This is a genomic window from Flavobacterium sp. NPDC079362 (assembly GCF_050267765.1).
GTDB classification, from domain to species: Bacteria; Bacteroidota; Bacteroidia; order Flavobacteriales; family Flavobacteriaceae; genus Flavobacterium; species Flavobacterium azizsancarii.
Genome location: NZ_JBNNFM010000019.1, coordinates 37,199 through 63,735, shown reverse-complemented (window position 1 = coordinate 63,735; position 26,537 = coordinate 37,199). Strand labels below are relative to the sequence as shown.

At 34.1% G+C, this 26,537-nt stretch carries 15 protein-coding genes; 9 read left to right on the top strand and 6 right to left on the bottom strand.

The annotated features are described in order from the left end of the window. From pdhA to porV, 3 genes are all read right to left on the bottom strand, one after another. Positions 1-999, bottom strand: coding sequence for a pyruvate dehydrogenase (acetyl-transferring) E1 component subunit alpha (pdhA, locus tag ACQKCJ_RS16080; RefSeq protein ID WP_072954568.1), 999 nt, complete (start codon positions 997-999; stop codon positions 1-3). Positions 1,000-1,157: 158 nt separating this feature from the next. Further along, entirely contained in the window at positions 1,158-1,640 is a 483-nt protein-coding gene (gene cdd / locus ACQKCJ_RS16075; RefSeq protein WP_271337053.1) for a cytidine deaminase, read from the bottom strand. A gap of 77 nt (positions 1,641-1,717) precedes the next feature. Next, on the bottom strand, positions 1,718-2,923 hold the full coding sequence (gene porV, locus ACQKCJ_RS16070; RefSeq protein WP_271337052.1) for a type IX secretion system outer membrane channel protein PorV: 1,206 nt from the start codon (positions 2,921-2,923) through the stop codon (positions 1,718-1,720). A gap of 1,468 nt (positions 2,924-4,391) precedes the next feature. Between porV and gldJ the strand changes: the two genes are divergently transcribed. Both gldJ and ACQKCJ_RS16060 read left to right on the top strand, forming a co-directional pair. Beyond that, positions 4,392-6,077 carry a gliding motility lipoprotein GldJ gene (gene gldJ / locus ACQKCJ_RS16065; protein WP_271337057.1) on the top strand — a complete coding sequence of 562 codons (1,686 nt, stop codon included), beginning with the start codon at positions 4,392-4,394 and terminating at the stop codon, positions 6,075-6,077. 109 nt (positions 6,078-6,186) lie between these two features. Further along, positions 6,187-7,473, top strand: coding sequence for a UDP-N-acetylmuramoyl-tripeptide--D-alanyl-D-alanine ligase (locus tag ACQKCJ_RS16060; protein ID WP_427402413.1), 1,287 nt, complete (start codon positions 6,187-6,189; stop codon positions 7,471-7,473). A gap of 34 nt (positions 7,474-7,507) precedes the next feature. Here the strand turns inward: ACQKCJ_RS16060 and ACQKCJ_RS16055 are convergent, their stop codons facing one another. Continuing rightward, the gene (locus tag ACQKCJ_RS16055; RefSeq protein WP_271337050.1) at positions 7,508-10,387 is read right to left on the bottom strand and encodes a helix-turn-helix and ligand-binding sensor domain-containing protein; all 2,880 of its coding nucleotides are present in this window, start codon (positions 10,385-10,387) and stop codon (positions 7,508-7,510) included. 344 nt (positions 10,388-10,731) lie between these two features. Here ACQKCJ_RS16055 and ACQKCJ_RS16050 point away from each other — a divergent pair, with 344 nt between their 5' ends. From ACQKCJ_RS16050 to ACQKCJ_RS16020, 7 genes are all read left to right on the top strand, one after another. After that, positions 10,732-13,863, top strand: coding sequence for a SusC/RagA family TonB-linked outer membrane protein (locus ACQKCJ_RS16050; protein WP_271337049.1), 3,132 nt, complete (start codon positions 10,732-10,734; stop codon positions 13,861-13,863). A gap of 17 nt (positions 13,864-13,880) precedes the next feature. Continuing rightward, positions 13,881-15,401 carry a RagB/SusD family nutrient uptake outer membrane protein gene (locus ACQKCJ_RS16045; RefSeq protein ID WP_271337048.1) on the top strand — a complete coding sequence of 507 codons (1,521 nt, stop codon included), beginning with the start codon at positions 13,881-13,883 and terminating at the stop codon, positions 15,399-15,401. Positions 15,402-15,594: 193 nt separating this feature from the next. Then, positions 15,595-17,055 (top strand): glycoside hydrolase family 30 protein, encoded by a 1,461-nt coding sequence (locus ACQKCJ_RS16040; protein WP_271337047.1) that lies wholly within the window; start codon positions 15,595-15,597, stop codon positions 17,053-17,055. A gap of 66 nt (positions 17,056-17,121) precedes the next feature. Continuing rightward, the gene (locus ACQKCJ_RS16035; RefSeq protein ID WP_271337046.1) at positions 17,122-18,582 is read left to right on the top strand and encodes a glycoside hydrolase family 30 protein; all 1,461 of its coding nucleotides are present in this window, start codon (positions 17,122-17,124) and stop codon (positions 18,580-18,582) included. 120 nt (positions 18,583-18,702) lie between these two features. Then, complete coding sequence (locus ACQKCJ_RS16030) at positions 18,703-20,460, top strand: cellulase family glycosylhydrolase (protein WP_427402412.1); 1,758 nt, start codon at positions 18,703-18,705, stop codon at positions 20,458-20,460. A 241-nt stretch (positions 20,461-20,701) separates the two neighbouring features. Beyond that, positions 20,702-21,541 carry an endonuclease/exonuclease/phosphatase family protein gene (locus ACQKCJ_RS16025; RefSeq protein WP_427402411.1) on the top strand — a complete coding sequence of 280 codons (840 nt, stop codon included), beginning with the start codon at positions 20,702-20,704 and terminating at the stop codon, positions 21,539-21,541. Positions 21,542-21,547: 6 nt separating this feature from the next. Beyond that, complete coding sequence (locus tag ACQKCJ_RS16020) at positions 21,548-23,773, top strand: glycoside hydrolase family 3 N-terminal domain-containing protein (protein ID WP_427402410.1); 2,226 nt, start codon at positions 21,548-21,550, stop codon at positions 23,771-23,773. A 251-nt stretch (positions 23,774-24,024) separates the two neighbouring features. Here ACQKCJ_RS16020 and ACQKCJ_RS16015 read toward each other — a convergent pair whose 3' ends face one another. Both ACQKCJ_RS16015 and ACQKCJ_RS16010 read right to left on the bottom strand, forming a co-directional pair. Beyond that, on the bottom strand, positions 24,025-26,046 hold the full coding sequence (locus ACQKCJ_RS16015; protein ID WP_271337042.1) for a DUF3857 domain-containing protein: 2,022 nt from the start codon (positions 26,044-26,046) through the stop codon (positions 24,025-24,027). A gap of 221 nt (positions 26,047-26,267) precedes the next feature. Next, positions 26,268-26,525: a hypothetical protein gene (locus tag ACQKCJ_RS16010; RefSeq protein ID WP_271337041.1), complete on the bottom strand. Its 258-nt coding sequence runs from the start codon at positions 26,523-26,525 to the stop codon at positions 26,268-26,270. Positions 26,526-26,537 lie beyond the last annotated feature (12 nt).

Sequence of the window (26,537 nt, the reverse complement as noted above, 5' to 3'; positions counted from 1 at the left end):
TTATAGTTTATGAGGTGTAAATGGATAGTCTTCTTGTGCGTAAACTACATCATACAATTGCTGTAATTCAGGATATGGAGATTCTTCAGCGAATTTCACACATTCTTCAACCAAATCTTTAACTCTTTGGTCAATTGCTTCGATTTCCTCTTCTGTAGCATATTTTTGATCCTTAATTACATCTAAAACCTGAGTAATTGGGTCAATTTTTTTGTACTCTTCAACCTCTTCTTTAGAGCGGTATAATTGTGCATCAGACATTGAGTGTCCTCTGTAACGGTACGTTTTCATTTCAAGGAAAGTTGGTCCGTCTCCGCGACGTGCTCTGTCAATTGCTTCAGTCATAGCTTCAGCAACTTTTACAGGATTCATTCCGTCAACAGGTCCGCAAGGCATTTCATATCCTAAACCAAGTTTCCAGATATCAGTATGGTTTGCAGTTCTTTCTACAGAAGTTCCCATTGCATAACCGTTGTTTTCAACGATAAAAACAACTGGCAATTTCCATAGCATAGCCATGTTGAAAGCTTCGTGTAGTGAACCTTGTCTTGCTGCACCATCACCAAAATAGGTCATAGTAACTCCGCCAGTTTCAAAATATTTATCAGCAAAAGCTAAACCAGCTCCTACCGGAATTTGTCCACCTACGATTCCGTGTCCTCCGTAAAAACGGTGTTCTTTAGAGAAAATGTGCATAGAACCTCCCATACCTTTAGAAGTTCCTGTTGCTTTTCCTAAAAGCTCAGCCATTACTCGTCTAGGATCAACACCCATACCAATTGGCTGAACGTGATTTCTGTAAGCAGTAATCATTTTATCTTTAGTCAGGTCCATAGCGTGCAAGGCACCTGCTAGTACAGCTTCCTGACCATTATATAGGTGTAAAAAACCTCTAACTTTTTGTTGAATGTATAATGCTGCAAGTTTGTCTTCAAACTTTCTCCAAAGTAGCATGTCTTCGTACCACTTTAAATATACTTCTTTTGTAACTTCTTTCATCTGAATTCTTTCTTTTGCTAAAGTTTGTTTGTGTTATCAATTGTTGCCTATAACGCAAAATAGTTTCCTCCCACAAATTTGCGCCCGAAAGGTCGGGATGCAAAAATAAGACATTCCTATTAAGAAGTAAAATTTAAACGTCACTTTTTGGCTTTTTTTTACAAGAACTTTTTATCAAACATAAAAGGGAGCAGATTTTTTAGGGATGCTGATTTGTAAACTTCGCCAATTTCTCCCATAAAAAAGATTTCTATAGGGGTCTCTTGCCTGATTTCGTATTCTGCAATAGATTGGCGGCATGAACCGCAAGGTGGGATTGGTGCTGTAGTTTGATTGGTGTCTGAAGCTGCTGTTATGGCAATTTTTAAAATTTTGGCTTCAGGGTAAATGGCTCCTGCGTGGAAAATGGCTACACGTTCTGCGCAAAGTCCGGAAGGATAAGCTGCATTTTCCTGATTTGATCCTAAAACTATTTTTCCGTTATCTAATAATAATGCTGCCCCAACCCTAAATTGAGAATAGGGTGCGTATGCTTTTTTGCGAACTTCGACAGCCTGATTCATTAAATCCTGAATGTCTGCTGAAAGTTCTTGCAGTGTGTCGTAAACTATAAATGATGATGTAATGCTTATGTTTTTCATTTGTTTTTATGGGAAAAAAAATCCAAATTTCTAAGAAATAGAAATTTGGATTGTTATTGAATTTTTATTTTTTCTGTTTAATAAACTTCGTATTTGTCACCAAAGTTAAAGGTTAAAGAAAAACGAAGTGTGTTTTCTAACGGATTTTTTATTTTTGATGTCGAAAATAAGTAGGAAACATCGACTTTAACAACATTGTATTTAAATCCGGCTCCTAAAGAAAAGAATTGTCTTGCTCCTTTTTGTGGGCTTTCATGAAAATATCCTGCTCGTAATGCAAATGCATCCTGATACATGTATTCTGCTGCTACACTGTAGGTAATTTCTTTTAATTCTTCGCTGAAACCTCCCGGTGCATCTCCAAATGATTTAAAAATCCCTGAAACCCAACCGATGTCATTATAGTTTTTGAAGTTTGTGGCATTTGCCTTCTCCTGAGAGATGTCTCCCGGGTCATCATAATCGCCATCTCCATTTGCGTCAACAGGAGTTCCCGGTCCTGGAGGTGTTGGCACTAAAAGTTTAGTAAACTCAACACTAAGTGCTACCTTATTAGAATCATCGAAAATAAAATCGAAACCTCCGCCCAGTCTAAGATTAGCCGGTAAAAAGTTTGAGCTTAAATCATCATTGTCATAGCTTATTTTTTGACCCAGATTTTGCATGTTGAAACCTGCTCTCCATCTTCCGTTAAAATTTGAGTAAGCAATTTCTTCAGATTGATAGAACCCTGCAATGTCTACTGCAAAAGTACTGGCGGGTGAAGCATCAACATCTTCTGAGGCAATTTTTAAATTGGAACGAATGTATCTTGCGGCAACTGCCATCGAGAATGTTTCGCTTAACTTCAAAGAATATGATCCGTCTAATGCGAACTCGTTTGGTGATACTATTCTTGCGGCTTCATTAGGATCGCCTGTTGTTCTTAATTCAATATCTCCAAAACCAAAATAACGAAGACTGCCGGCAAAGGCACTTCTGTCATTTATTTTGTTGTAGTACGTGACCTGTCCAAGAGAAATGTCATTGGCTAAATCCGTTAGGTAAGGGGTATAGCTAATTGAGAAGCCCTGCTTGTCGACTGCAAAAGCATATTTTGCAGGGTTCCATTGCTGAGAGAAAGCATCTGATGATGTCGCTACACCCTGATCAGCTAAACCGGCTGCTCTGGCATCTGCTGCAACTAACAAAAATGGGACTCCAGTCGTAATAGGTCGATTTTCCTGAGCCTGTGCTTTAAAAAGAATAAAAGAACAAATTAAAAGTAGTGATATTTTTTTCATTTAGGGAACTTAACTTATTTATGATACAAATATATATATAATTATAAGATGACAAGCTTTTCGTACTTTTCTGCCTTTTTATTTCTCAAATTAGATTTGACCGTAAGTTTATAAAGATAAACTTCTTTATGATTTAGTGGGTAAAATCGCCTTTTTGTGTCTCAGATTGTTTTGCTGAATAAAAAGCTTTGTATTGTAATGATCTTGATTTTCGTCCAGACTATTTTTCTGTAATTATCATGGTCAGAGCCTGGACAACCAAAGGTTTGCAGGGATTGTGTGAAAGTCAGAATCGAAGTTTAGGTAGAAAATAGATTAAGATAATTAAGAACGGGAGCAAATGGTTTGTATTCTGTAAAGATAAAAAATGTTTTAATTGTAACGGGATTGTTGTAAATATCCTGACTTGTAAGCTAATGTTGTATGTGCCGGTAAAACTTCAGATCTTGTTTTATTCGATTCCGCTTTTTGTATTGATTCCGTTTTATCTTCAGGAAGTGCCAGTAAAATGGGGAATTTGTTTTCATTCTATCTGGTACAAAAGTTTTGTCGTTAGTATATAACTTAACTTTTGGTCTAATATTGTTCTGAGGCTTATTTTTATACGTTTCTCCTGTTTAATCAGTGTTGCGTCTTTATTCGTTTTTAGGAATTTAAAATGACATTGCAGGGCTATATCTAATTATTAGGTTAGAGCAGAGATTGTTTTTAATTTATTGAAGAGTAAAGTCGACGAAATTCTTGCCGTCGATCGATAAAAATAATTTTTAAAACCAAAATCGCTACATATATATATATATAAGGTGCATTTTGTTGGTCTGATGAAATTGATAGTCGCCAGAAGTGTTTGGCTCTAAAGAGCGGTTTGCTTCCTTATTATAGGTGTCGGTAAGAGGAAAGATTGTCTTGTGTCTCCTGAAGCAGTTGTTTTTAATCTGTTATTTAGTTTTAGAAGGATGTTTTCGGGTAATAAATCATCTAACTCAGGAGCTGAAATAGGTTCTTGTAAAATGGATGTTATTTGTGCGGAACTGGCGTTTATGTAGGTTGATTCGTTCAGGTTAAACGGTAAAGTTATGTTTTTTTTAGTAGTATCGCGTCAAAAGCTACTGCTTGAAAAGTAAAAGATCATTATTTTTAAGTAACGAAAAAATAGTTCTTTTTTATTTTGCTAATCTCGTGCGAAGCTACTGTTTATCTGATGAAATTAGATAAGTGGTGCTAAGAAAAAAAGGAGGATTATGGATTGTTTCAGAGGTGAATCAGAGGGTTTTGGATTAAAAAAAAATTAGTAAGTAAAAATATAGTGTTTCATGTTATAGTAAATAATAAAAAGTATATTTTTGCGTTCGTAATTATAGGTTATTTTCTGGTAAAAAACAGTTAAATAAAATTATTAGAACAGATGTTGCTAATTAAACGTTAATTATTATATTGCAGCACCTAAATTTATCACCTAAGAATGAGTATGAAAGTAAACAAAATTGTAGTCTTGCAATTAATGATGTCAATGATATTGATGTTAGGCACGGCTAGTTGTAGCAAAAAATCGAGTTCCAGTCGTGCTTCCAGAGCTACTGGTTGGGATGTAGATAGTCAGAATGGAACTGCTGCCAGAAATGCAGGAAAAAAACAACAGGCTGGTCCTGGTTTGGTTTTTGTTGAAGGGGGTACATTTACAATGGGTAAAGTACAAGATGATGTTATGCATGATTGGAATAACACAGCGACCCAACAGCACGTTCAGTCATTTTATATGGATGAAACAGAAGTTACCAATGGTATGTACTTAGAATACCTGGAATGGTTAAAGAAAGTTTTTCCTCCAACAGAAGAAAACTATAAAAATATCTATGAAGGAGCATCTCCGGATACTTTAGTATGGAGAAATCGTTTAGGATATAATGAAACGATGACTAATAACTATTTAAGACATCCTTCATATGCTAACTATCCTGTAGTAGGTGTTAACTGGATTCAGGCTGTTGAATTTAGTAAATGGAGAACTGATCGTGTAAACGAAGCAGTTTTAGAGAAAAATGGTTATCTTAAAAAAGGTGCAAAAACACAAGATGTTACTGCAGAAAGTATTTTTAATACAGAAGCTTACCTGGCTTCACCTTCTACTACTTATGGTGGTAATGAAGAACTGGTATTAAAGAAAAACCCTAACGGAAAAAGACCAAAAGCAGGAAAAGACGGTGTGGTTCCAGAAGAAAAGAATGTTTACGCACAACGTTCTTCAGGAGTTATCTTGCCGGAATACAGACTTCCTACAGAAGCAGAATGGGAATATGCAGCAGCAGCAGATGTTGGGCAAAGAGAATACAATATAATAAAAGGACAAAAGAAATATCCTTGGTCCGGAGATTATACACGTTCATCTAAACGTAAAAACAGAGGAGATCAATTGGCTAACTTTAAACAAGGAAACGGTGATTACGGTGGAATTGCAGGTTGGTCTGATGATGGTGCAGATATTACTAATGCAGTAAAAAGCTATGCTCCTAATGATTTTGGATTATACGATATGGCTGGGAACGTAGCCGAATGGGTTGCCGATGTTTACAGACCTATTATTGATAATGAAGCAAATGATTTTAACTACTTTAGAGGAAATCAATACGCTAAAAATAAAATTGGTAAAGACGGTAAAATTGAAATTATCACTAAAGATAATATTCAATACAAAACGTTAAGTAACGGTAAAAAAGTTGCAACAAATTTACCAGGAGAAATTGCTCAGGTACCAGTTGATGAAAATGAAACTTATTTGAGGCAAAATTTTAGTACAAGTGATAATATCAACTATAGAGATGGTGACAAACAATCATCTAAATATTTTGATTTTGGAGATGCTGAAGCAGGAGCTAAAGCAGATCAGTCAATGTATAACTCTCCTAAGCATAATGTAACAACAGACAGTTTAGGTCAGATGGTAAGAAAATATGACAACACTAGTAAACGTACGACACTTATCGATGATAACGTAAGAGTTTACAAAGGTGGTTCTTGGAGAGACAGAGCATATTGGTTAGATCCGGCTCAAAGAAGATATTTCCCTCAGGATATGGCAACAGACTACATCGGATTTAGATGTGCGATGTCTAGAGTAGGTGCTAAAACTGAAAAAAGAAGATCACCTAGAAACTAAATTTCAGAAAACCAAAAAAAAAATTCCAAATTCCATACTGAAAACATTCAGATTTTGGAATTTGGAATTTTTTTATGGTTAATTTTATAAAATGTAAATATTTTTTTAAATGAATATTCAGGACATTCATAACTTATTTTTGAAGTGCAAATCAGTTTCAATTGATACAAGAAAAATTGAAAAGGATTCTATGTTTTTTGCTATTAAAGGCGAAAATTTCGATGCCAATACCTTTGCTGTTTCTGCGCTGGAATTAGGGGCTTCATTTGTTATTATTGATAATGCGTCTTATGCTATTGATGAAAGAACCATTCTTGTTGAAAATAGTTTGGAAACGTTGCAGGCATTAGCAAAATTTCATCGTTCCTATTTAAAATTACCTATAATAGCTTTGACAGGAAGTAACGGAAAAACAACAACCAAAGAACTTATTAATGTTGTTTTGGCCAAAAAATACAATACTAAGGCTACCATAGGAAATCTAAACAATCATATTGGCGTGCCGTTGACTTTGTTGTCTTTTACGGAGGAAACGGAAATTGGAATTGTTGAAATGGGGGCCAATCATAAAAAAGAAATTGAATTTTTATGCGAAATTGCCCAGCCTGATTATGGCTATATCACCAATTTTGGTAAAGCGCATTTAGAAGGTTTTGGCGGTGTTGAAGGTGTAATTGAAGGGAAAAGCGAGATGTACCGATTTCTGGCAAACAATGATAAAATAGCCTTTGTAAACCTTGAAGATCCCATTCAGATGGAGAAATCTGCGGGTATTAAACTATTTACTTTCGGAGTAAATAATAATGAAGCCAATACAAATATCAGAAAAATTCAGGCAAATCCTTTTGTAGTTATAGAATATGATAATTTTAGTATAGAATCGCATTTAATTGGTCTTTACAATGCTAATAATATCAATGCAGCAGTTGCAATAGGACATTATTTTAAAGTTGATGAAAATGACATTAAACATGCGATCGAAAACTATATACCGGAGAATAACAGGTCGCAATTGTTAAGAATTGAATCGAATCAAATTATTTTAGACGCCTATAATGCAAATCCAAGCAGTATGGCCGTGGCAATAACTAATTTTTTGCAATTAGAAAATCAGAATAAAATCATGATTTTGGGCGACATGTTTGAATTGGGAAATGAAAGTCATCAGGAGCATAAAATACTTGTTGATTCTTTAGCTGCTCAGGATAATTCTATTTGTTATCTGATCGGGAAATCATTTTATGAAAATAGAATTTCTAAAAAGAATCTCCAGTTTTTTGAAACGTTTGATTCTTTTACAGAATATTTAGAAACAATTCACTTTAATGAAAATACAATTCTAATAAAAGGTTCCAGAGGAATGGCCCTGGAAAGAATATTGCAATACATAAAATAACAAAAAGCCATTCGTTAGCGAATGGCTTTTTAATTTAAATACTCATCAGGAAACCAATAAGGTTTTCTTTTTTGTTTAAGCCTAGTTTTTTCCTTAATCGATAACGCGCCAGTTCAACACCTCCGGTTGAAATATTCATAATTTCGGCTATTTCTTTTGTAGACATATTCATTAATAAGTAAGTGGATAAATCGAGTTCTCGTGGCGAAATTGTAGGGTACTTTTCTTTTAATCGTTTTAAGAATTCAAAATGTACGTTTTTGATGTGTTTCTCCAGATCTTTCCAGCTCTTATCTGTGTTGACTTCCTTTACAATACTTTTATGTAATTTGTTGAATTCGAATTTGGTAGAATCATCTAAAATATTCGTATCAATATCTTTCAATTTGTAAATGATACCGTTTAGAATTTTGTTTTTCTTTACGACTTGCAAAGAGTTGTTTACCAATTCTTTGTCTTTTGCCAGAATTTTTATCTGCAGTTTATCATTCTTTAGTTTTTCAATCTCCTTTTCAAGTTCATGTTGTTCATGGCGTATTTTCGATTCTTTTTCAAGATATAATCTTCTTTGTTCAATCGTTTCGTAATACCTGTTTTTTCTGATTTTGAGCTTAATTCTATTCGAAATGATATATATCGCTGTAATAAGTAAAATGAAGTAAACAAGGTACGCTAAAAAATGCCTGTACCACGGAGGTGAAACTGTAAAGGTGATTTCTGAAATATTAGATTCGACACCATAACTATTTTTGGCTTTGAGTTTCATTGCATAAGTACCTTCCCTTAAGTTGGTGTATTCTTTTATTGATAGCGTCGACCAGGCACGCCAATTTTCTTCAAAAGGTTCCAGTTTATAGGAGTACGTCACGTTTTCCTGATTTTCATATGTAGGTGATGAAAAAGTAAACTTAACATGGTTCGAGCTGTAAGGAACCGTGTATATCTGATGATTTTCAGGTATGTTACCTGTTAAGATGGTATCTCCCGGAAAAGTAAAACTTTCTATAAATACTTTAGGTTTTGTTATAAATGAGTTCGGAAATTTAGAGTCGTAATGTGTTAATCCGTCCGTTTGTCCTATAAAAATATTTTCAGGATCTATCGTGTTTACAGAAATATAGTTATTGACCAGATTACCGGATAAATTTGAAAACGGCGCCTGTTTTTTGGTAAAGGTTCCGTTTTGATTTTTCGTTAAAACACCTAAAGATTCGTTGTGGGCATACCATAAATTTCCCTGAGAATCTTCGATCAGAGTTGTTATGGCTGGTATTCCATTAAAAAGAGCTGTTATTTTTTTGTCTTCAAAAAATGTTCCCTGCTCTCTGGAGAACCTGAAAAAATGGTTTTTTGTTTGAAAATAAACTATATTATTGATGTTCTGCAAGCTTCCGATTCCGGTATAGGCTCCTGAAATGTTTTTATGCTTTTTTATATAATCAAACTTTTTTAAATCTCCGGATAATTTCATTTGGTATAAAAAAGGGTCTTTCTTAAGCCATAAATAGTCTTGGTCCAGTTCGATCGAAAAAGTATTTGTTGTTTCATCAAACCCTGCAACCTGATGTGAATATTCGAATCCGTCTGCTGATTTTTTAAAAATACTAAAACCATTATAGCTTTCTCCTATAATATAGCCTTCGTGATTAGGTATTGTCTTAAATCCAAAATATCCTCTTGAATCCAGTTTTTTAGATACCTTATTATGATCAATAACTAACGCCCCGCTGTTGCTGGCACAAATAAGTACGTTGTTTATTACCTGAATATTCCATGCTTGCGAAATCGTTCCTTCGACTCTGGTAAACGGACTGTCTTTAAATGGTGTATTCCAGGAATGATAAAATAATCCCTGATTTGTTGCTACATACAAATTTCCATTAAAAACTGTCGATGCATATACAGTACCTATATTATAACTATAGTCAAAATAAGAAAAAGGAGAATTCTCATTAACAAAGGTAATTCCGTTGTCAAGCCCCAACCAGATGTTGTCCTTATTATCAATAAAAGAGGTAAGTATAGTATTGTTCTGAAGGCCTTTTTGACGATTTAAATGTTGAATTATTTTACCATTGAGATCACAGACTATAACGCCGTCTAAAACAGAATTAAGCACAATAAATTTACCTTTTATCATAGAGCCGCCAAGGGATGTGTTTTTCTTAATAAAAGCATTTGCTTCAGTTTCCCATGGTTTTACAGTAGTATTGTCAGATATAAAAAGACCTTTCTCTAAGGTTGCTAAAAGCATTTTGTTGTTAGGAAGCGGGAATACGGACCAAATTTCTTTATCATTAAAAAATGTTGTTCCCTGTATTTGTTTGAGTTTTTTGTTTTTATATTCCAGAATTCCCAATGATTTATCCTGAAAATAAAGGCGGTTATTTACTAAAAAAGAAAACTGAAATTTTGAAGGCGCATTTATAAATCGCAGCTTATTATTTTTGAGGAAAAATACTTTTGTAAAAGATTGAAAAATCACTTCTCCATTAAAAAGATGAATTCTCCATATTAAGTTTATATTTTGTTTGTCCTTCTTATCTATCATATCGGATAAGGAATGGTACTTTAAAATTCCTTTTGTATCATTTTGAAAATAACCAAATTCATTATTTCCTCCCACAAAGATTTTACCTGACGAATCTATTTTTAAACTCCTTATTTCATTTTGGGATGGAAGAGAATATTTGTGCCAGCTTGTGCCATCAAATTGTATAAGTCCATTATTGTTGGCAAAGTACATATTGCCATTTTTATCCTGATCAATGCTCCAATTTTGGGTTCCGCCTCGATAATCAGACCTTTTATAGTTTTTGATACTTGGTATTCCTATGCCTTTAACCTGGGCACAAACAGGTGTATGTAAGAAAATGTATATAAATGGTATTAAAATTGAATTTATGAATTTCATAAAATTTGGAATGTATTTTTATTAGAAATGTTTTATAAAGGGTTTTAATTTTTAATTAATTATTTGCAATGTTGTGTTTTCATGCAATTATTTTGAATAAATGATCAATTTGGTATTATTTTATAAATGTAGTGTTTATTTTTTTACTTAACATTTTTATAACAATATATTATTTTGTATAAAATATTGATAATTAGAGGTATTAAAAATAATTTGATGTGTTTTTGTAGAGTATTAAATTACGCTTTGATGTGTTTTTGTAATGAATTTTTATTGTTGATAGTAAAAATTTAACTTTATTATTGCATCAAATTACTAATTAATTAACCAAAATTTTTAGAAAAATGAAATTAACAAAATTACTTATTTTTTGTGTTTCGTCTCTACTGTTTTCAGTTATCGCAATGGCTCAAGATGTTACGGTAACCGGGACAATTAATGATGAAAGTGGAATGCCCGTCCCTGGGGCTACAATTTTAATTAAAGGCACGAGCAAAGCGACAGCTTCTGACTTTGATGGTAAATTTCAGATTACTGCTCCTTCTAATGGAACTTTAAGCATCAGCTTTGTTGGATACGTTACTGTACAAGAAGCAATAAGCGGAAGAACAAAACTTGAAATCAAATTGAGACCTGAATCTCAAAGTTTAAATGAGGTTGTAGTGGTAGGATACGGTACTCAAAAAAGAAGTGTAGTAACAGGTGCTATTTCCAGCGTTAAAGCAAAGGATTTAGAAAACCTTCCTATTACAAGAGTAGAGCAAGCTTTACAAGGTAGAGTTTCAGGGGTATCTATTGCTTCAAATGCAGGACAACCGGGATCTGCTTCTACAATACGTGTTCGTGGTTTTACTACCTTGAATAATAATGATCCTTTATGGGTTGTTGATGGTGTAGTAGTAGACAATGGAGGTATAGGTTATTTGAACCAGTCTGATATTGAGTCTATCGAGGTATTAAAAGATGGTGCTTCGGGTGCTATTTACGGTTCTCGTGCTGCGGCTGGGGTAATCCTTGTTACTACCAAAAAAGGAAAAGCAGGAAAGATCAATGTAAATTATAATGGTTTTTCAGGAACTTCGGCTCCAGCAAAAAAATTAGATTTACTTAATGGCTCTCAGTATGCAATGATTATGAACGAGTCTGCTGTAAATGCTGGACAAGCTCCAAAATATACTCCTGCTCAGGTTGCAGGATTTGGAAAAGGAACAGATTGGCAAGATGTTATTTTTGATAAACATGCTCAACGTACTTCTCAGGAATTAAGTCTTAGTGGAGGTAATGATGTATCTACTTTTTATATGTCTTTTGGTTTAATCGACCAGGAAGGTATCGTTACACCGGAAATTTCTAATTACAACAGAAAAAATATCCGATTAAACTCTACTCATAAAATTGGAAATTATATTAAAGTTGGACAAACTTTAGGTTATTCTCACGAAAAAACTATTGGTATTGGTAATACAAATAATGAATTTGGCGGGCCATTAGCTTCAGCAATCAACTTAGATCCATTAACTCCGGTTATTGAGACTAATCCTGATGTTTACAAAACATTTCCTGCAAATGCTCTTAAAGATGCAAATGGTAATTATTATGGTATTTCTACTAATGTTATTCAGGAGAATACAAACCCTCTTGCTTATGCACAAACAAGATTAGGTAATAATGATTTTGCTGATAATTTTGTTGGAAACATTTATGTTGAAGCAGAAGTATTAAAAGGATTAAAATTTAAATCAGTGGCTGGTGGAAAATTAGCTTTTTACGGATCTGACAATTTTACTCCGGTATCTTACTTGAATAATGCTACAGTAAAAAATACTAATGAGCTTTTCAGATCTTACAAAAGATCATTTAGCTGGAACTGGGAAAACACATTAAACTATGATAAAAAAATTGGAGAACACCATTTCAATGTTTTATTAGGAGTTGGTACTTATGTAGACAATATTACTTCTGGTAACGATATTACTTACAGAGGCGTTCCTGCTACAAATCATAAAGATGCATCTTTTAATGTTGATATTCCAATTAAAGACAAAATTGCAAATGCTTATAATAGCCAAGCTGTAGAACACAGAGTACAATCAGTGTTTTCAAGAGTAAACTATGATTACAAAGAAAAATATATTGTTTCAGGTATTATTCGCCGTGATGGTTCTACAAGATTTGGACCAACGCATAAATACGGAACTTTCCCTTCTGCTTCGTTAGGTTGGGTACCATCAAAAGAAGAATTCTGGAAAGATAACAATGTTGTAAACACATTGAAAATTAGAGGAGGTTATGGTGTAACTGGTAATGACTCTTCACCAGATTTCTTATACTTGTCTACTATCGGAATCCAAAGAAATTATACTGTTGGTGCTGATGGATTGCCAATTCCTGGACAAAGTCCAAATGCAATTCCTAATCCTGACTTAAAATGGGAAGAAACAAAACAAGCAAATATTGGTTTTGAAACTACTTTATTTCATGACTTTAATTTAAGCGTGGATTTTTTCAACAAAAAAACATCTGGTATTATTATGAAAGTGCCAATTCCTGGATTTGTAGGAGTTACAGGAGATACTTATGCAAACTTAGCTGATATGCAAAACAAAGGTTTTGATATTGAACTGGGATACCGTAAAAAAATTGGAGCATTGAACCTTTCTGTAAATGGTAACTTCTCTTATATCCAAAACGAAGTGACATACATCGACAAAGGAGTTGACTTTGTAGTAGGTACTGAAAAAGTTCAATCTACAACTTATGAAATCAACAGAACTCAGGTAGGTCATGCTTACAACTCATTCTACGGATTTAAAACAGCTGGTATCTTTCAGAATCAGGCAGAAATTGATTCTTACAAAAGTTCGACAGGCGCGATAATTCAGCCAAATGCTAAACCAGGAGATTTCCGTTGGGAAGACCTTAATGGTGATGGTAAAATTACAGCAGATGACAGAACGTTCTTAGGAAGTTCATTACCTAAATTTACTTACGGTTTAACATTGAACTTAGATTACCGTGGATTTGACTTATTAGTTTTTGGTCAGGGAGCAGGTGGAAATAAAATTTATCAGGGATTAAGAAGGTTAGATGTTTTGAATGCTAACTATCAAACAGAAGTTTTAGGACGTTGGACAGGAGAAGGAACTTCAAATACATATCCTAGAGTTACTAATGCTGATACAAATAATAACTTTAACAACCCGTCAACTTTTCATTTACAAAATGGTGATTTCTTTAGATTCAAAACAATTCAGTTTGGATATTCATTCCCAAAAGAATGGATAGAAAGTATTTCATTACAAAAAGTTAGACTTTATGTAACAGGTGAAAACTTGTTTACAATTACAAAATATACTGGTTTTGATCCTGAAATTGGAGGAGCGACTACTGCAGGTGTAAACAATGTGCAAGGTGTAGATAGAGGTTTCTATCCTCAGGCTAAGACATACATGTTGGGAGTTAATTTACAATTTTAATTAAAAAATAAAATATTATGAAACTTATAAGTTTTAAACATTCATTTATAGCATTGGCGACAGTGTTGTCACTTGCATCGTGTGATAACGATGAAAAGCTGGAAGTAAAAGGAGATGGAGTTGTTCTGGAAAAAGATTTTTATAAAACTGAAAAAGATGCTTACTCCGGATTAATAGCTGCTTATGATAAATTAGGAAAATATGCCGGAGCGATGGAAAATGCACCATTGTTATTACTTAATTCTGCATCTGATGATTTTTATGCAGGAGGTGGTAATAATGCAGATCAGCCAGGACTTCAGGTTATGAATAATTATACAGTAAGTCCTACTAACATTCCGCCGGCAGTATGGTCAAATTATTTTCAGGGAGTTGCAAGATGTAACATCATGGTCGTAAAATTACCGGAAATTGATATGGATGCTGCTAAAAAAGCACGTTTCATGGCAGAGGTTAAAGCATTACGCGCTTATTACTATTTTGATTTAGTGAGACTTTTTGGACATGTTCCGTTAAAATTAACGCCATATACAAGAGAAGAAATTTCAGTAACAGTACAAGCAACTCCAGCAATGGTTTATGCACAAATCGAAAAAGATTTGACAGAAGCAATTGCAGATTTACCAATTACTTTAGCTCCTGATGAGTTAGGTCGTTTTTCAAAAGGTGCTGCAACGGCACTTTTAGGAAAGGTATATTTATATGATAACAAAAAAACAGAAGCTGCTGCAGAATTAGCTAAAGTGAATGGTACACCAGGATCAACAAGCAGCTACGGATATAAATTGTTGGATAAGTTTTCGGATTTATGGAATCACAAAAATGAGTTCAATACAGAATCAATTTTCGAAATTAGTTATTCAAGTGAAGGAAACACAAAATGGGATAATTTTGAAAGAGGTGATGACGAAGGGAACCTTGTAAGCCAGTTAAGCGGAATGCGTAACTTTAAAAGAACACCAGCAGGTATAGCAGCAGGAATTCCTGATTATATCAACGGATGGGGATTTATGGTTATTACAAGTGATTTGGGGAATACTTTAAAAACAGATCCTCGTTTTGCATCTACAATTTTTGATGCAGCGGCGCAACAAGCAGCAGGTAACATGACATATGATCCAAGTTACCAGGAAACAGGATACCATTTTATCAAATACTCACCGGTTAATAGTGATATAGGAACTTCTGAGGGAGCATTGAACTTTGGAATTAATACTTACATCATTCGTTTAGCTGATACATATTTAATGGAAGCAGAAGCTTTAGGAGGAACAGGAGCAAGAGCTCAGGCACTTTTAGATGCTGTTAGAAACAGAGTTGGTTTGCCATCTGTACCAGTTTCAATTCCGGCTATTCTGGCTGAAAGAAGATTAGAACTTGCAGGAGAAGGACACCGTTGGTATGACTTAGTAAGAACTGGAGAAGCAGCATCTAAGCTTGCTTTTAAAGGATTTACTGCTAATAAAAATGAACTTTGGCCAATACCTTACAGTGAATTCAATAACACTAAAATGGTTCAAAATCCAGGTTACAATTAATCTATAAGAATAAAAAATAGTTTTTGTTTTTTAAGGCTGGGATTACAGTCCCGGTCTTTCTAAAAACAGAAATACAAAAGGAAGTTTAAGTTAAGTTAAGTTTGGTTGCCAAATAGCCCATGTTCACCAGGATATTGGGCTATTTTTTAAATCAATTATTTGCAAAAAAGTTTTAATTATTAAAACAGATACAATGAAAAAAAACGGCTTTATTATTACTTGTTTGTGTTTTTCTCTAGCTGTTTTTGCACAGCAGAAAAATCAGAAGCAACAACAAGCATTTACTACAACCAATAAAAAGATCACAGTGTATACCACTGCTGATAATACAAAATTAAGGTTAACCCCTACAGATAATTTATCTTTTACAGCATCAAAACAACCAGTAGAAACTGAGGTTTCTGTTTTTGTTGAGCCATCAAAAAGATTCCAGACTTTTATGGGAATTGGAGGAGCTGTTACTGACGCAAGTGCCGAAATTTTTGCTAAACTATCAAAAGAAAAACAAACAGAATTTTTAAATGCTTATTACGATACTCAAAAAGGAATTGGCTACTCATTACTAAGAACCACGATTCAAAGTTCAGATTTTAGTAGTGCGAGTTATTCTTATATTGAAGAAGGCGATAAGGATTTAAAAACTTTCTCGATTGAACATGATAGGCAATATCGCATTCCGTTAATAAAGCAAGCCATCAAAACTGCCGGAGGAAAATTAGTTACTTATGCAACTCCATGGTCACCAAATGCTTTTATGAAAAGCAATAAAAATGTACTAAAGGGCGGTACACTGCTTCCTGAGTTTTATCAGCCTTGGGCAAATATGTATGTCAAATTTATTAAGGCATATGAAAAAGAAGGAATTCCAATGTGGGGAACTTCAGTACAAAATGAACCAATGGCAACGCAAACCTGGGAATCTTGTTTGTATACAGCAGAAGAGGAAAGAGATTTTCTTAAAAATTATTTAGGACCAACTCTTAAAAAAGAAGGTTTAGAAAGAATAAAAATTATTGCCTGGGATCACAATCGTGATTTAATGGTACAAAGAGCAAATGTTATATTCTCAGATCCGGAGGCTTCAAAATATGTTTGGGGAATTGGATTTCACTGGTATGAAACCTGGACAGGCGCGCAGCCATTGTTTGAAAATGTAGCAAGAGTTCACGAAGCATATCCGGATAAAAAACTAATGTTTACAGAAGGATGTGTAGAGAAATTTGATGCTGCCAGATATCAATTTTGGCCAAATGCCGAAAGATACGGAACTTCGATGATCAATGATTTTAATAACGGAACCGTTGGCTGGACAGATTGGAACATCCTTTTAGACCAATACGGAGGTCCTAATCACGTTGGTAATTTCTGTTTTGCCCCAATACACGCAGACACCACAACGGGAGAATTAATCTATACACCGTCTTATTATTATATCGGACATTTTTCAAAATTCATACGTCCAAATGCTGTTCGTGTAAGTACTGCAGTAAGCAGAAGCTATTTGCAAAGTACTTCATTTTTGAATACAGATGGTACAATGTCAACAGTTGTCATGAATCATACAGACAATGAAATAACTTATAATTTAATAATTGCTACTCAAAAAACAGTAGTGAAAATACCGGCACACGCCATACAAACTTTAGTTTATTAATATTTTGTTTAGTAGTTAAGGGCTATTTATTTAGCCCTTATTTTTTTTAATAGTATCTAAAACACAATGAAATCAACCCATAAAAACTTAATAATTCCAATATTAATTCTGCAATTAAGTTGTTTTTCATCAGCTATAGCCCAATCCGGTGTTGGAAAATCCAAATCGAATTCAAAAATTAACGTTTATACTACTGCTGAAAACACCAATTTAAGATTATCATTATCAAATGATTTAATCTCAACTTCACAACAAACAAACTCAACAGTTTCTATTATTGTAGATCCGGCAAAAACGTACCAGACTTTTTTGGGAATTGGCGGAGCAATTACAGACGCAAGTGCCGAAGTTTTTGCCAAATTATCTCCAAAAAATCAACAAAAATTTCTAACCGCATACTATGATAAAAAGAAAGGTATTGGCTATTCTTTAGCCAGAACCAATATTCACAGTTGCGATTTTAGCAGCGAAAGTTATACCTATGTTCAGGAAGGAGACAAAGAGCTGAAAACCTTCAATATTGATCATGATAGAAAATATAGAATTCCATTAATCAAAAAAGCAATTGAAACAGCCGGCGGAAAATTAACCTTATTTGTTAGTCCATGGAGTCCCCCAGCTTTCATGAAAGACAATAATGATATTTTGCACGGCGGCGTTTTATTGCCTGAATTTGCTCAGTCGTGGGCAAACTATTATGCTAAATTTATAAAAGCATATGAAAAAGAAGGAATTCCAATTTGGGGATTAACCATTCAAAATGAGCCAATGGCGACTCAAAGATGGGAATCCTGTATTTATACACCCGAAGCAGAAAGAGATTTTTTGAAAAACTTTTTGGGACCAACTTTAGAAAAAGAAAATCTGGGAGCTAAAAAAATAATTATCTGGGATCATAATCGCGGAGACATGTTAGTAACAAGAGCGAATCTTGTTTTCTCAGATCCTGAAGTTTCAAAATATGCCTGGGGAATTGGATTTCACTGGTATGAAACCTGGAATGGCGGAACACCAAAATTCGAATCAGTAGCAGAAGTACACAAAGCTTTTCCTGACAAAAATTTAATCTTTACTGAAGGCTGTATCGAAAAATTTGATGCCACCAAGTTTCAGTTTTGGGGAAATGCAGAACGTTACGGACTTAATATGATCAATGATTTCAACAATGGAACTGTCGCGTGGACAGATTGGAATATCCTGCTAGATCAAAACGGAGGACCAAATCATGTGGGGAATTTTTGTTTTGCCCCAATTCACGGAGACACTGAAAAAGATGAATTGATATTTACGCCAATGTATTATTATATAGGTCACTTATCTAAATTTATCAGACCAAATGCAAAACGAATCGAAGCAACCCTTAGCGATAAAAACCTGCTAAGTACATCGTTTAAAAATACAGACGGAAAAATTGCTACAATTATAATGAATTCATCAGATAAAGAAGTGGTTTACAGCATAACAAGCGGAACTGCAAAAACAACTATCAGAATACCGGCGCATGCTATGCAAACTCTGGAATATTAGAGTTAAGATTAATGAAATAAGACGTTGAAATTTTAAAATGAACTTGTAAATAATCATTGAACTTGCAGATTTTAAAAATAGATTTTCTCTTGAAATAAATATTTAAGTTTAAAAAGCAGCATGAAAAAATTAATTATCACATTACAATTATTGCTTTCAATTACCGCTTTTGGGCAGGGATTCCTGCACAGGGACGGACAAAATATTGTGGATGGCAACGGCAAAAATATAATACTAAGAGGTCTTGGAATTGGCGGCTGGATGGTGCAGGAGGGTTATATGATGCAGACACAACCTTTTGCAAGTCCGCAATATGTCATCAAACAAAAGATAGAAGAAGTTATTGGAGCACAAGGGACAAAAGAGTTTTATGCCGCTTATAAAGCAAACGGACTCACAAAGCGTGATGTTGATTCGCTTGCAGCATGGGGTTTCAATTCGATTCGTTTGCCAATGCATTATAATTTGTACACGCCATCTATTCAGGAAGAAAAGAATGGCGAAATAACCTGGATCGAAGAAGGTTTTACAATGACAGATAATCTTTTGAAATGGTGTGCTGAAAATAAGATCTATCTGATTTTAGATTTGCATGCTGCTCCGGGCGGGCAAGGAAATGATGCTGCAATCTCTGATTACGATAATACAAAACCATCTCTTTGGGAAAGCGAAGCCAATCAGAAAAAAATGATTGCATTATGGAAAAAATTAGCTTCTCGTTACAGAGACAATCCCTGGATTGGTGCCTATGATATCATCAATGAACCCAACTGGAATTTTATCGGAACCAATAAAAATGGTTGTGATGAAAACTCAAACGGACCATTGAGGGAATTACTGGTACAGGTTACAAAAGCAATTCGCGAAGTCGATACGAACCATTTAATTTTTATTGAAGGAAATTGCTGGGGAAATAATTACAACGGAATTTTCCCGTTATGGGATGAAAATATGGCGTTGAGCTTTCATAAATACTGGAACTATAATACCAAAGAATCAATCCAGAAAATGCTGGATTACAGAACACAATACAATGTGCCGATTTGGTTGGGAGAAAGTGGAGAAAACTCAAATGTCTGGTTCAAAGATGCATTGACATTAGTAGAAAGCAATAATATTGGATGGGCATTCTGGCCAATGAAAAAAATCGAAAATATTGCCGGTGTAACTTCAGTAACTAAAATTCCGGAATATGATGTTTTATTAAAGTATTGGAAAGATGGCGGACAAAAACCGACTGCTGATTTTGCGAAAAAAACATTGATGAAAATGGCAGACAATTATAAAATGGAAAACCTAACCGTTAAACCGGATGTAATCGATGCAATGTTCAGACAAGTACAAACTAACGATACTAAACCTTACAAGAAACATTTGATTCCGGGAAAAATTGCCGCAACTCAATATGATCTCGGAACAAATGGTTACGCATATCTGGATAAAGATTTTATCAATTACAGAGTAGAAACCGGAAAATTTGATGAGTGGAATAAAGGAAATACCATGAGAAATGATGGTGTTGATATTTTATCCTGCAAAGATACCGGATCAAATGATTACCAGGTTTCATTTATCGAAGATGGAGAATGGTTACAGTTTACTACCGAAGTTGCTAAACAAAACAGATACAAAGTTGCCATTCGTTACTCAAGTGAAAATTCAGAAGGGAAACTTTATCTGGAAACTGAAAGCGGAAAGAGATCTGAAACAATTACACTTCCTACAACAGGAGGAAATGAAAAATGGAAAACTGTTGTCTTGTCAGGTATTGATTTGAATGCAGGCACAAACAAAATCAAGGTAGTGTTTGAAAAAGGAGGTTTTAATCTTAATTATTTGGATTTTTCAGAAGCTAAAAAATCAAATTCAAAAAAATAAATACGTTACAAAAGTCTAACGTGTGGAAACAAATAGTACTAATTATGAACACGAATTTCACAAACTAATTAGTGAAAATTAGTAAGATTCGTGTTTATCTTGTACTTGTGGCAACATGGCAGCACTAAAAACAAATTTTTATGATATATCTAATATTGATTGTCGAAGAGTACATAATTAACATTCTTTTTTTTCATTAAGGCTAGTGAAATGCTAGCTTTACCGGATTAAAATTTTTAACATGAAAAAGAGAAATTCATTTTTTTTAGTAGTAATGCTGCTTTTTGTCAATGCGTCATTTTATGGTCAGAATGTAAAAATTATGTCCTACAACATTCGTTTAGATGTTGCTTCAGATGGAGAAAATGCCTGGCCAAACAGAAAAGATTATTTTGCATCGCAAATTCAATTTTACAGTCCCGATATTTTTGGAGTCCAGGAAGCAACTCCCAATCAGGTTACAGACATCGCTTTGGCTTTGCCAAATTATAACAAATTCGGGATAGGCAGAGAAGAAGACGGAAAAGGAGAAGCCTGTACGATTTACTATAAAAAAGACCGTTTTCAGGTAGAACAATCCAATACGTTTTGGTTGTCAGAAACACCCAACGTAGTTTCAAGAGGTTGGGATGCAGCCTGTAATAGAATTTGTACTTATGCATTGTTTAAAGATGTGAAAACAAAAAAAACGTTTTGGGTTTTTAATCTTCACCTCGATCACATGGGCGAAGTAGCAAGAGTAAAAGGAGTAGAACTGGTTCTTTCGAAAATAGCCGAAATAAACAAAAAAAAATATCCTGTTTTTCTGATGGGAGATTTTAATTCAGAACCGGATACAAAACAAATTGTAACCATAAAAAAAGTAATGGATGATACCAAAGATGTTTCTAAAGAAAAACCTTTTGGACCATCAGGGACATTCAATGATTTTAAACATAATGAACCAGTAACCTTATTATTAGATTATATTTTTATTTCTAAAAATAGCGGGCTTACGGTACAAAAGCATGCAGTTTTAAGTGACTCCAAGGATTTAAAATATCCATCAGATCACTTACCAGTTTATATAGAAATTAATTAAATGAGAATGAAAAAACTAACCACATTTACCTTGTTGATGGTGTCTTTTTTTGCCGTCGCCCAACAAGAAACAATAGACCAGAAAGTAAATGCTCTATTGAAGAAAATGACCATAGAAGAAAAAATAGGTCAGCTTAATCAGTACACAGGAGATAATTCTGCAACAGGACCAATTACCATTAATCCAAACAAACAAGCCGAGATAAAGGCAGGAATTGTAGGTTCGATGTTAAATATTATTGGAACAAAATACACCAGACAATATCAGGAATTGGCGATGCAATCCCGACTAAAAATCCCGTTGTTATTTGGTCAGGATGTTATTCACGGTTACAAAACCACTTTTCCAATTCCGTTAGCCGAAGCTGCAAGTTGGGATTTAACAGCAATTGAACTGGCAGCCAGAGTTGCTGCTACAGAAGCTTCTGCAAGCGGAATACACTGGACATTTGCACCAATGGTAGATATTGGCCGTGACCCGCGTTGGGGAAGAGTTATGGAAGGTGCCGGAGAAGATACATATCTGGGATCTAAAATTGCGTATGCAAGAGTAAAAGGATTTCAGGGAAACAAACTGGGCGATTTAAACTCAGTTATGGCTTGCGTCAAACACTTTGCAGCTTATGGTGCAGCTGTTGGCGGAAGAGATTACAACTCTGTAGACATGAGCGAAAGAATGTTGTGGGAAACCTATTTGCCACCATTCAAAGCGGCTCTTGATGCCGGTGCAGCTACTTTTATGAATTCATTTAATGACTTAAACGGAATTCCGGCGACAGGAAATGCACATTTACAACGTGATATTTTGAAAGGAAAATGGGACTTTCAGGGATTTGTAGTGTCAGATTGGGGTTCGATAGGAGAAATGGTAGCACACGGATATTCAAAAGATCTTAAAGCTGCTGCGCTTTCTGCCATTACAGCCGGAAGTGATATGGATATGGAAAGTAATGCCTACAGATATCATTTAGCCGAATTGGTTAAAGAAGGAAAAGTTTCTGTTGATTTGATTGATGATGCAGTAAAAAGAATTCTTCGCAAGAAATTTGAATTGGGTTTATTTGATGATCCTTACCGATATTCAGATCAAAAGAGAGCCGATAAAGCGTTGAATAATCCTGAGCATAGAAAAGCAGCTCTAGATGTAGCACAAAAAAGTATCGTTTTATTAAAGAATGAAAATGAAACTTTACCACTTTCTAAAAACCTGAAAACAATTGCTTTCATTGGTCCAATGGTAAAGGAGTATAAAGAAAACATGGGATTTTGGTCTGTAGAATTACCAGAGGTAGACTACAATAAATGGGTAGTTTCGCAATGGGACGGTTTACAAAATAAAGTAGGTAAAAATACCAAGTTGCTTTACGCCAAAGGTTGTGAAGTCGATGGAGATAACAAAGATGGTTTTGCTGAAGCAGTCGCTACTGCGAAACAAGCGGATGTTGTTATTTTGAGTATTGGCGAAAGCCGCGACATGAGCGGTGAAGCAAAAAGCCGAAGCAACCTGCATTTGCCGGGTGTTCAGGAAGATTTGGTAAAAGCAATTCAGGCTACCGGAAAACCGGTTGTAGTTTTGGTAAATGCCGGAAGACCTTTAATTTTTAACTGGACGGCTGATAATGTTCCGGCAATTGTATATACCTGGTGGTTGGGTACAGAAGCAGGAAATGCAATCGCAAATGTATTATTTGGAGATTATAATCCTTCTGGAAAATTGCCAATGACTTTTCCTAGAGAAGTAGGGCAAGTGCCAATTTATTACAATCATTACAGTACAGGAAGACCAGCTAAAGATGAGGATTCAAAAAATTATGTTTCAGCTTATATTGATCTGAAAAACTCCCCTAAATTTCCTTTCGGATATGGTTTGAGTTATAGCAAATTCAATTATTCTGATTTGAAACTGTCTTCGACTAAGATGAAAAATAATGAAACAATCAAAGTTTCTTTCCAATTATCAAATGTTGGAAAAGTAGCCGGAGAAGAAGTAGTGCAATTGTACTTAAAAGATAAATTTGGATCTGTTGTAAGACCAGTTTTAGAATTAAGAGATTTCCAAAAGGTTAAATTAAATGTGGGAGAATCTAAAACAATCGAATTTACAATCGACAAAGAGAAACTTTCTTTCTACAATGATAAATTAGAATTTATTGCAGAAGCAGGAGACTTCGAAGTAATGATTGGAGCATCATCAGCAGATATCAAATTGAAATCTGATTTTGAATTGCTTTAAATTTTTTTAAACTAGTAGAAACTTTTTTTTAAATAATACAAATCTATGTTTCTATATGTTGAAAATTATCGCAACAACAATTCACAATAACAAAAACGGGGCTAAATTTTAGCCCCGTTTTTTATTATATAGTGCAGACAAAGTGCAAAACAAAACACGAATTTCACAAACTATTTAGTGTCAATTAGTGAAATTCGTGTTCAAAATTAAGTAACAATATTTACGTCCAGACTGTCGATTTTTTATTGTAGTTACTTTACCAGTTTCTTGAAATTAAACTTCATTAAATTCATAAAACCCTGTTCTATAATATCGATTCCCAGTCCAAAATTACTATCTGCAACTTCGTGATGTGCATTTCTGAATTCTTCAAAATCAGCTGGCGGAATTTCTAAATTTACCAATGGTTTAAAATCGATGTAAACCGATGCGCCATTTTTTGTGATTTTTTTGCGGCTTGTATAATCAAAGTATGGATTTTTGATTGTGCTTTCCTGAACCGTAAATTTTTCTTCTACATCGATTCTTTGGTCTGTATAAAGATTGATTTCATATTTTTCATTATCAAAATTATGCCAGAACGTGATATCTGTGTGCAAAAAGTCCCTTGCATTATTTTTAATCACATTGCGGTCAAAATACATGACAAAACGATTTTTTTGTGCGTCTGCAAAATACGGATCTTCAATCGTAGCTTTGTATTGAATCGTATACTCGTTCAGTTTTTTGTCATCGCTTAACGTTTCGATCGTTGTATCTTTGAATATATTTCGAACGTCAGTTCCGTTCCTGTCATTGTTGTAATTCAATGTATAAAAAAAGAAATTATTCCAGCTGTCTATGATTTCTCTTTTGTTGGTGTTCTTAAAATACTTGCGCATATAATTAGCACGATTTCCTTTGTAAGTCGTCGTTAAGGTAAGTTTACCGATGTTTTTTTCAATGTTAAAATCAGCTTTTTCATTGATACCATAATATGGGAATCGATGAGAACTTTTTATTTGCAAATCCTGATTTGGTTTAACCTCAAGATAGTGCATGAAATAAATGAACCCACGATTTTCTATCAATCCAAATTCATCGCGACTCGTTGCATCAATAAAATACGTTTGCTCTTTATAATCGATTTTTACTATTACATGATTAAAAGTAAGTAAAGAGGGCAAATAATATTTCAGGTAATGATCAGTATTAAAATTCACCAAAACCACAGACGAATCAACCTTGATATAATCCAGGATTACCTTCAGTAAAACGCATTTTGCTTTACAATCTCCCTGTTTATTCTGATATGTTACAGATGGTTCCTGCGGTTTATGACCGTTCATCTCATCCGCATTAAAAACATAGTAAACATGATTTTGTACATAATCAATGGCAAATTGCAATTGCTCATCTTTGTTAGTAATAGCATCTATTTTTTCAACCAAGTTTGGGGCAAATTCCTGTAAAAATGATTTATTATAAACCTCTTCATATAACGGAGAAATATAATTAGACAAATCGGCCCAGTTACTATCAGTAGCAAAATCTATAAAAGGAGCAATCTCGCGATTAGTATCTACAAAGTTGATATAGTTTTCTTTTTCAATAGTAAACTTTTCACCTTTCTCTAAATAGTTGATTTCCGGAGCCAATACATTCCCATCCTCATCTCTGAAAAAAGTTTTTTTGTAAGCAATCCTGTTTTTACGGTCATTGATAAAAGTATAATTATAACTTCCGTAAGCCCAATAAGTACTTGGACTTACCCAAACAAACTTAGAAAATTCCTTGCGTAAAAAGTCACGTTCCGTAAAGACCTTCACTCTCGAATCCTCCATGATCAAAACATCATAAAGGCGTAAATCTTTTATGGTAATATTGATTTTTTTATTACTGCTCAAAACCCCGCCATCACTTTGGTTTTCGCTATCAAGAACTTTAATTTTAGTATCAGGAATTTTATTAATCAAAACACCTTCTCTCAAAACGCTTATTCTATGTATGATATAAGTTTCATTTTCTTCGACCACGACATCCATTACAGAGGCATTTTCCAGATTTGCAGGTTCGTTTAGAGTATAAGCTACGCAGGCATATTCACTATTTTCTTCATCACTGGTGTAATAGATTTTATCTAAAAAATAGCAATAATCACGCCCTTCGTCTATTTGCTTAGTTGCAAAATCTGATTCTTTAATGTATTCAATAAGTTGACCGTCATTTGTATTGGAAGCCCATTCGGCAGGCTTTTGAATTTTATAATTCTCTGATTGAATTAGATTTTCCATCGCTGTGTTTTTAATATTTTAAATAATTAACATAAGTATAATCTTATATTTGTCAATGGGCAAAAATATAGAATTTTGACAATACTTTACCGATATTAAATTTAATATTCTTATTAAAATGGTATTATTTTATTGACAATTGAAAATTTAAAAATGAGACCAAATAAAAAAACCTCGCTTTGTAGCAAGGTTCAGTATGTTGTAGAAGGATATTTTAAGAATTATTTCAGAACAGTATTTATAAAATCCATAGCGCCAATTCCTTTATAGGATGCAAATAATGCTTTATCAAATGCTTCGCGTTTTATTTTTTTATCTTTCGCTTCACTTATAGTAATCATTTCATTGAAAATCCTTTCCTGTTCTTCACTATATTTTAAAGAAGCTTCTAAAAGGTCAGTTTTAGAAACAAATCCAAAAGAGAAACATATTTTTTTAATAAGCCCCTTGTTTCGTTTTTCTGGATTAGGAATTCTCATGTTTATATCAAT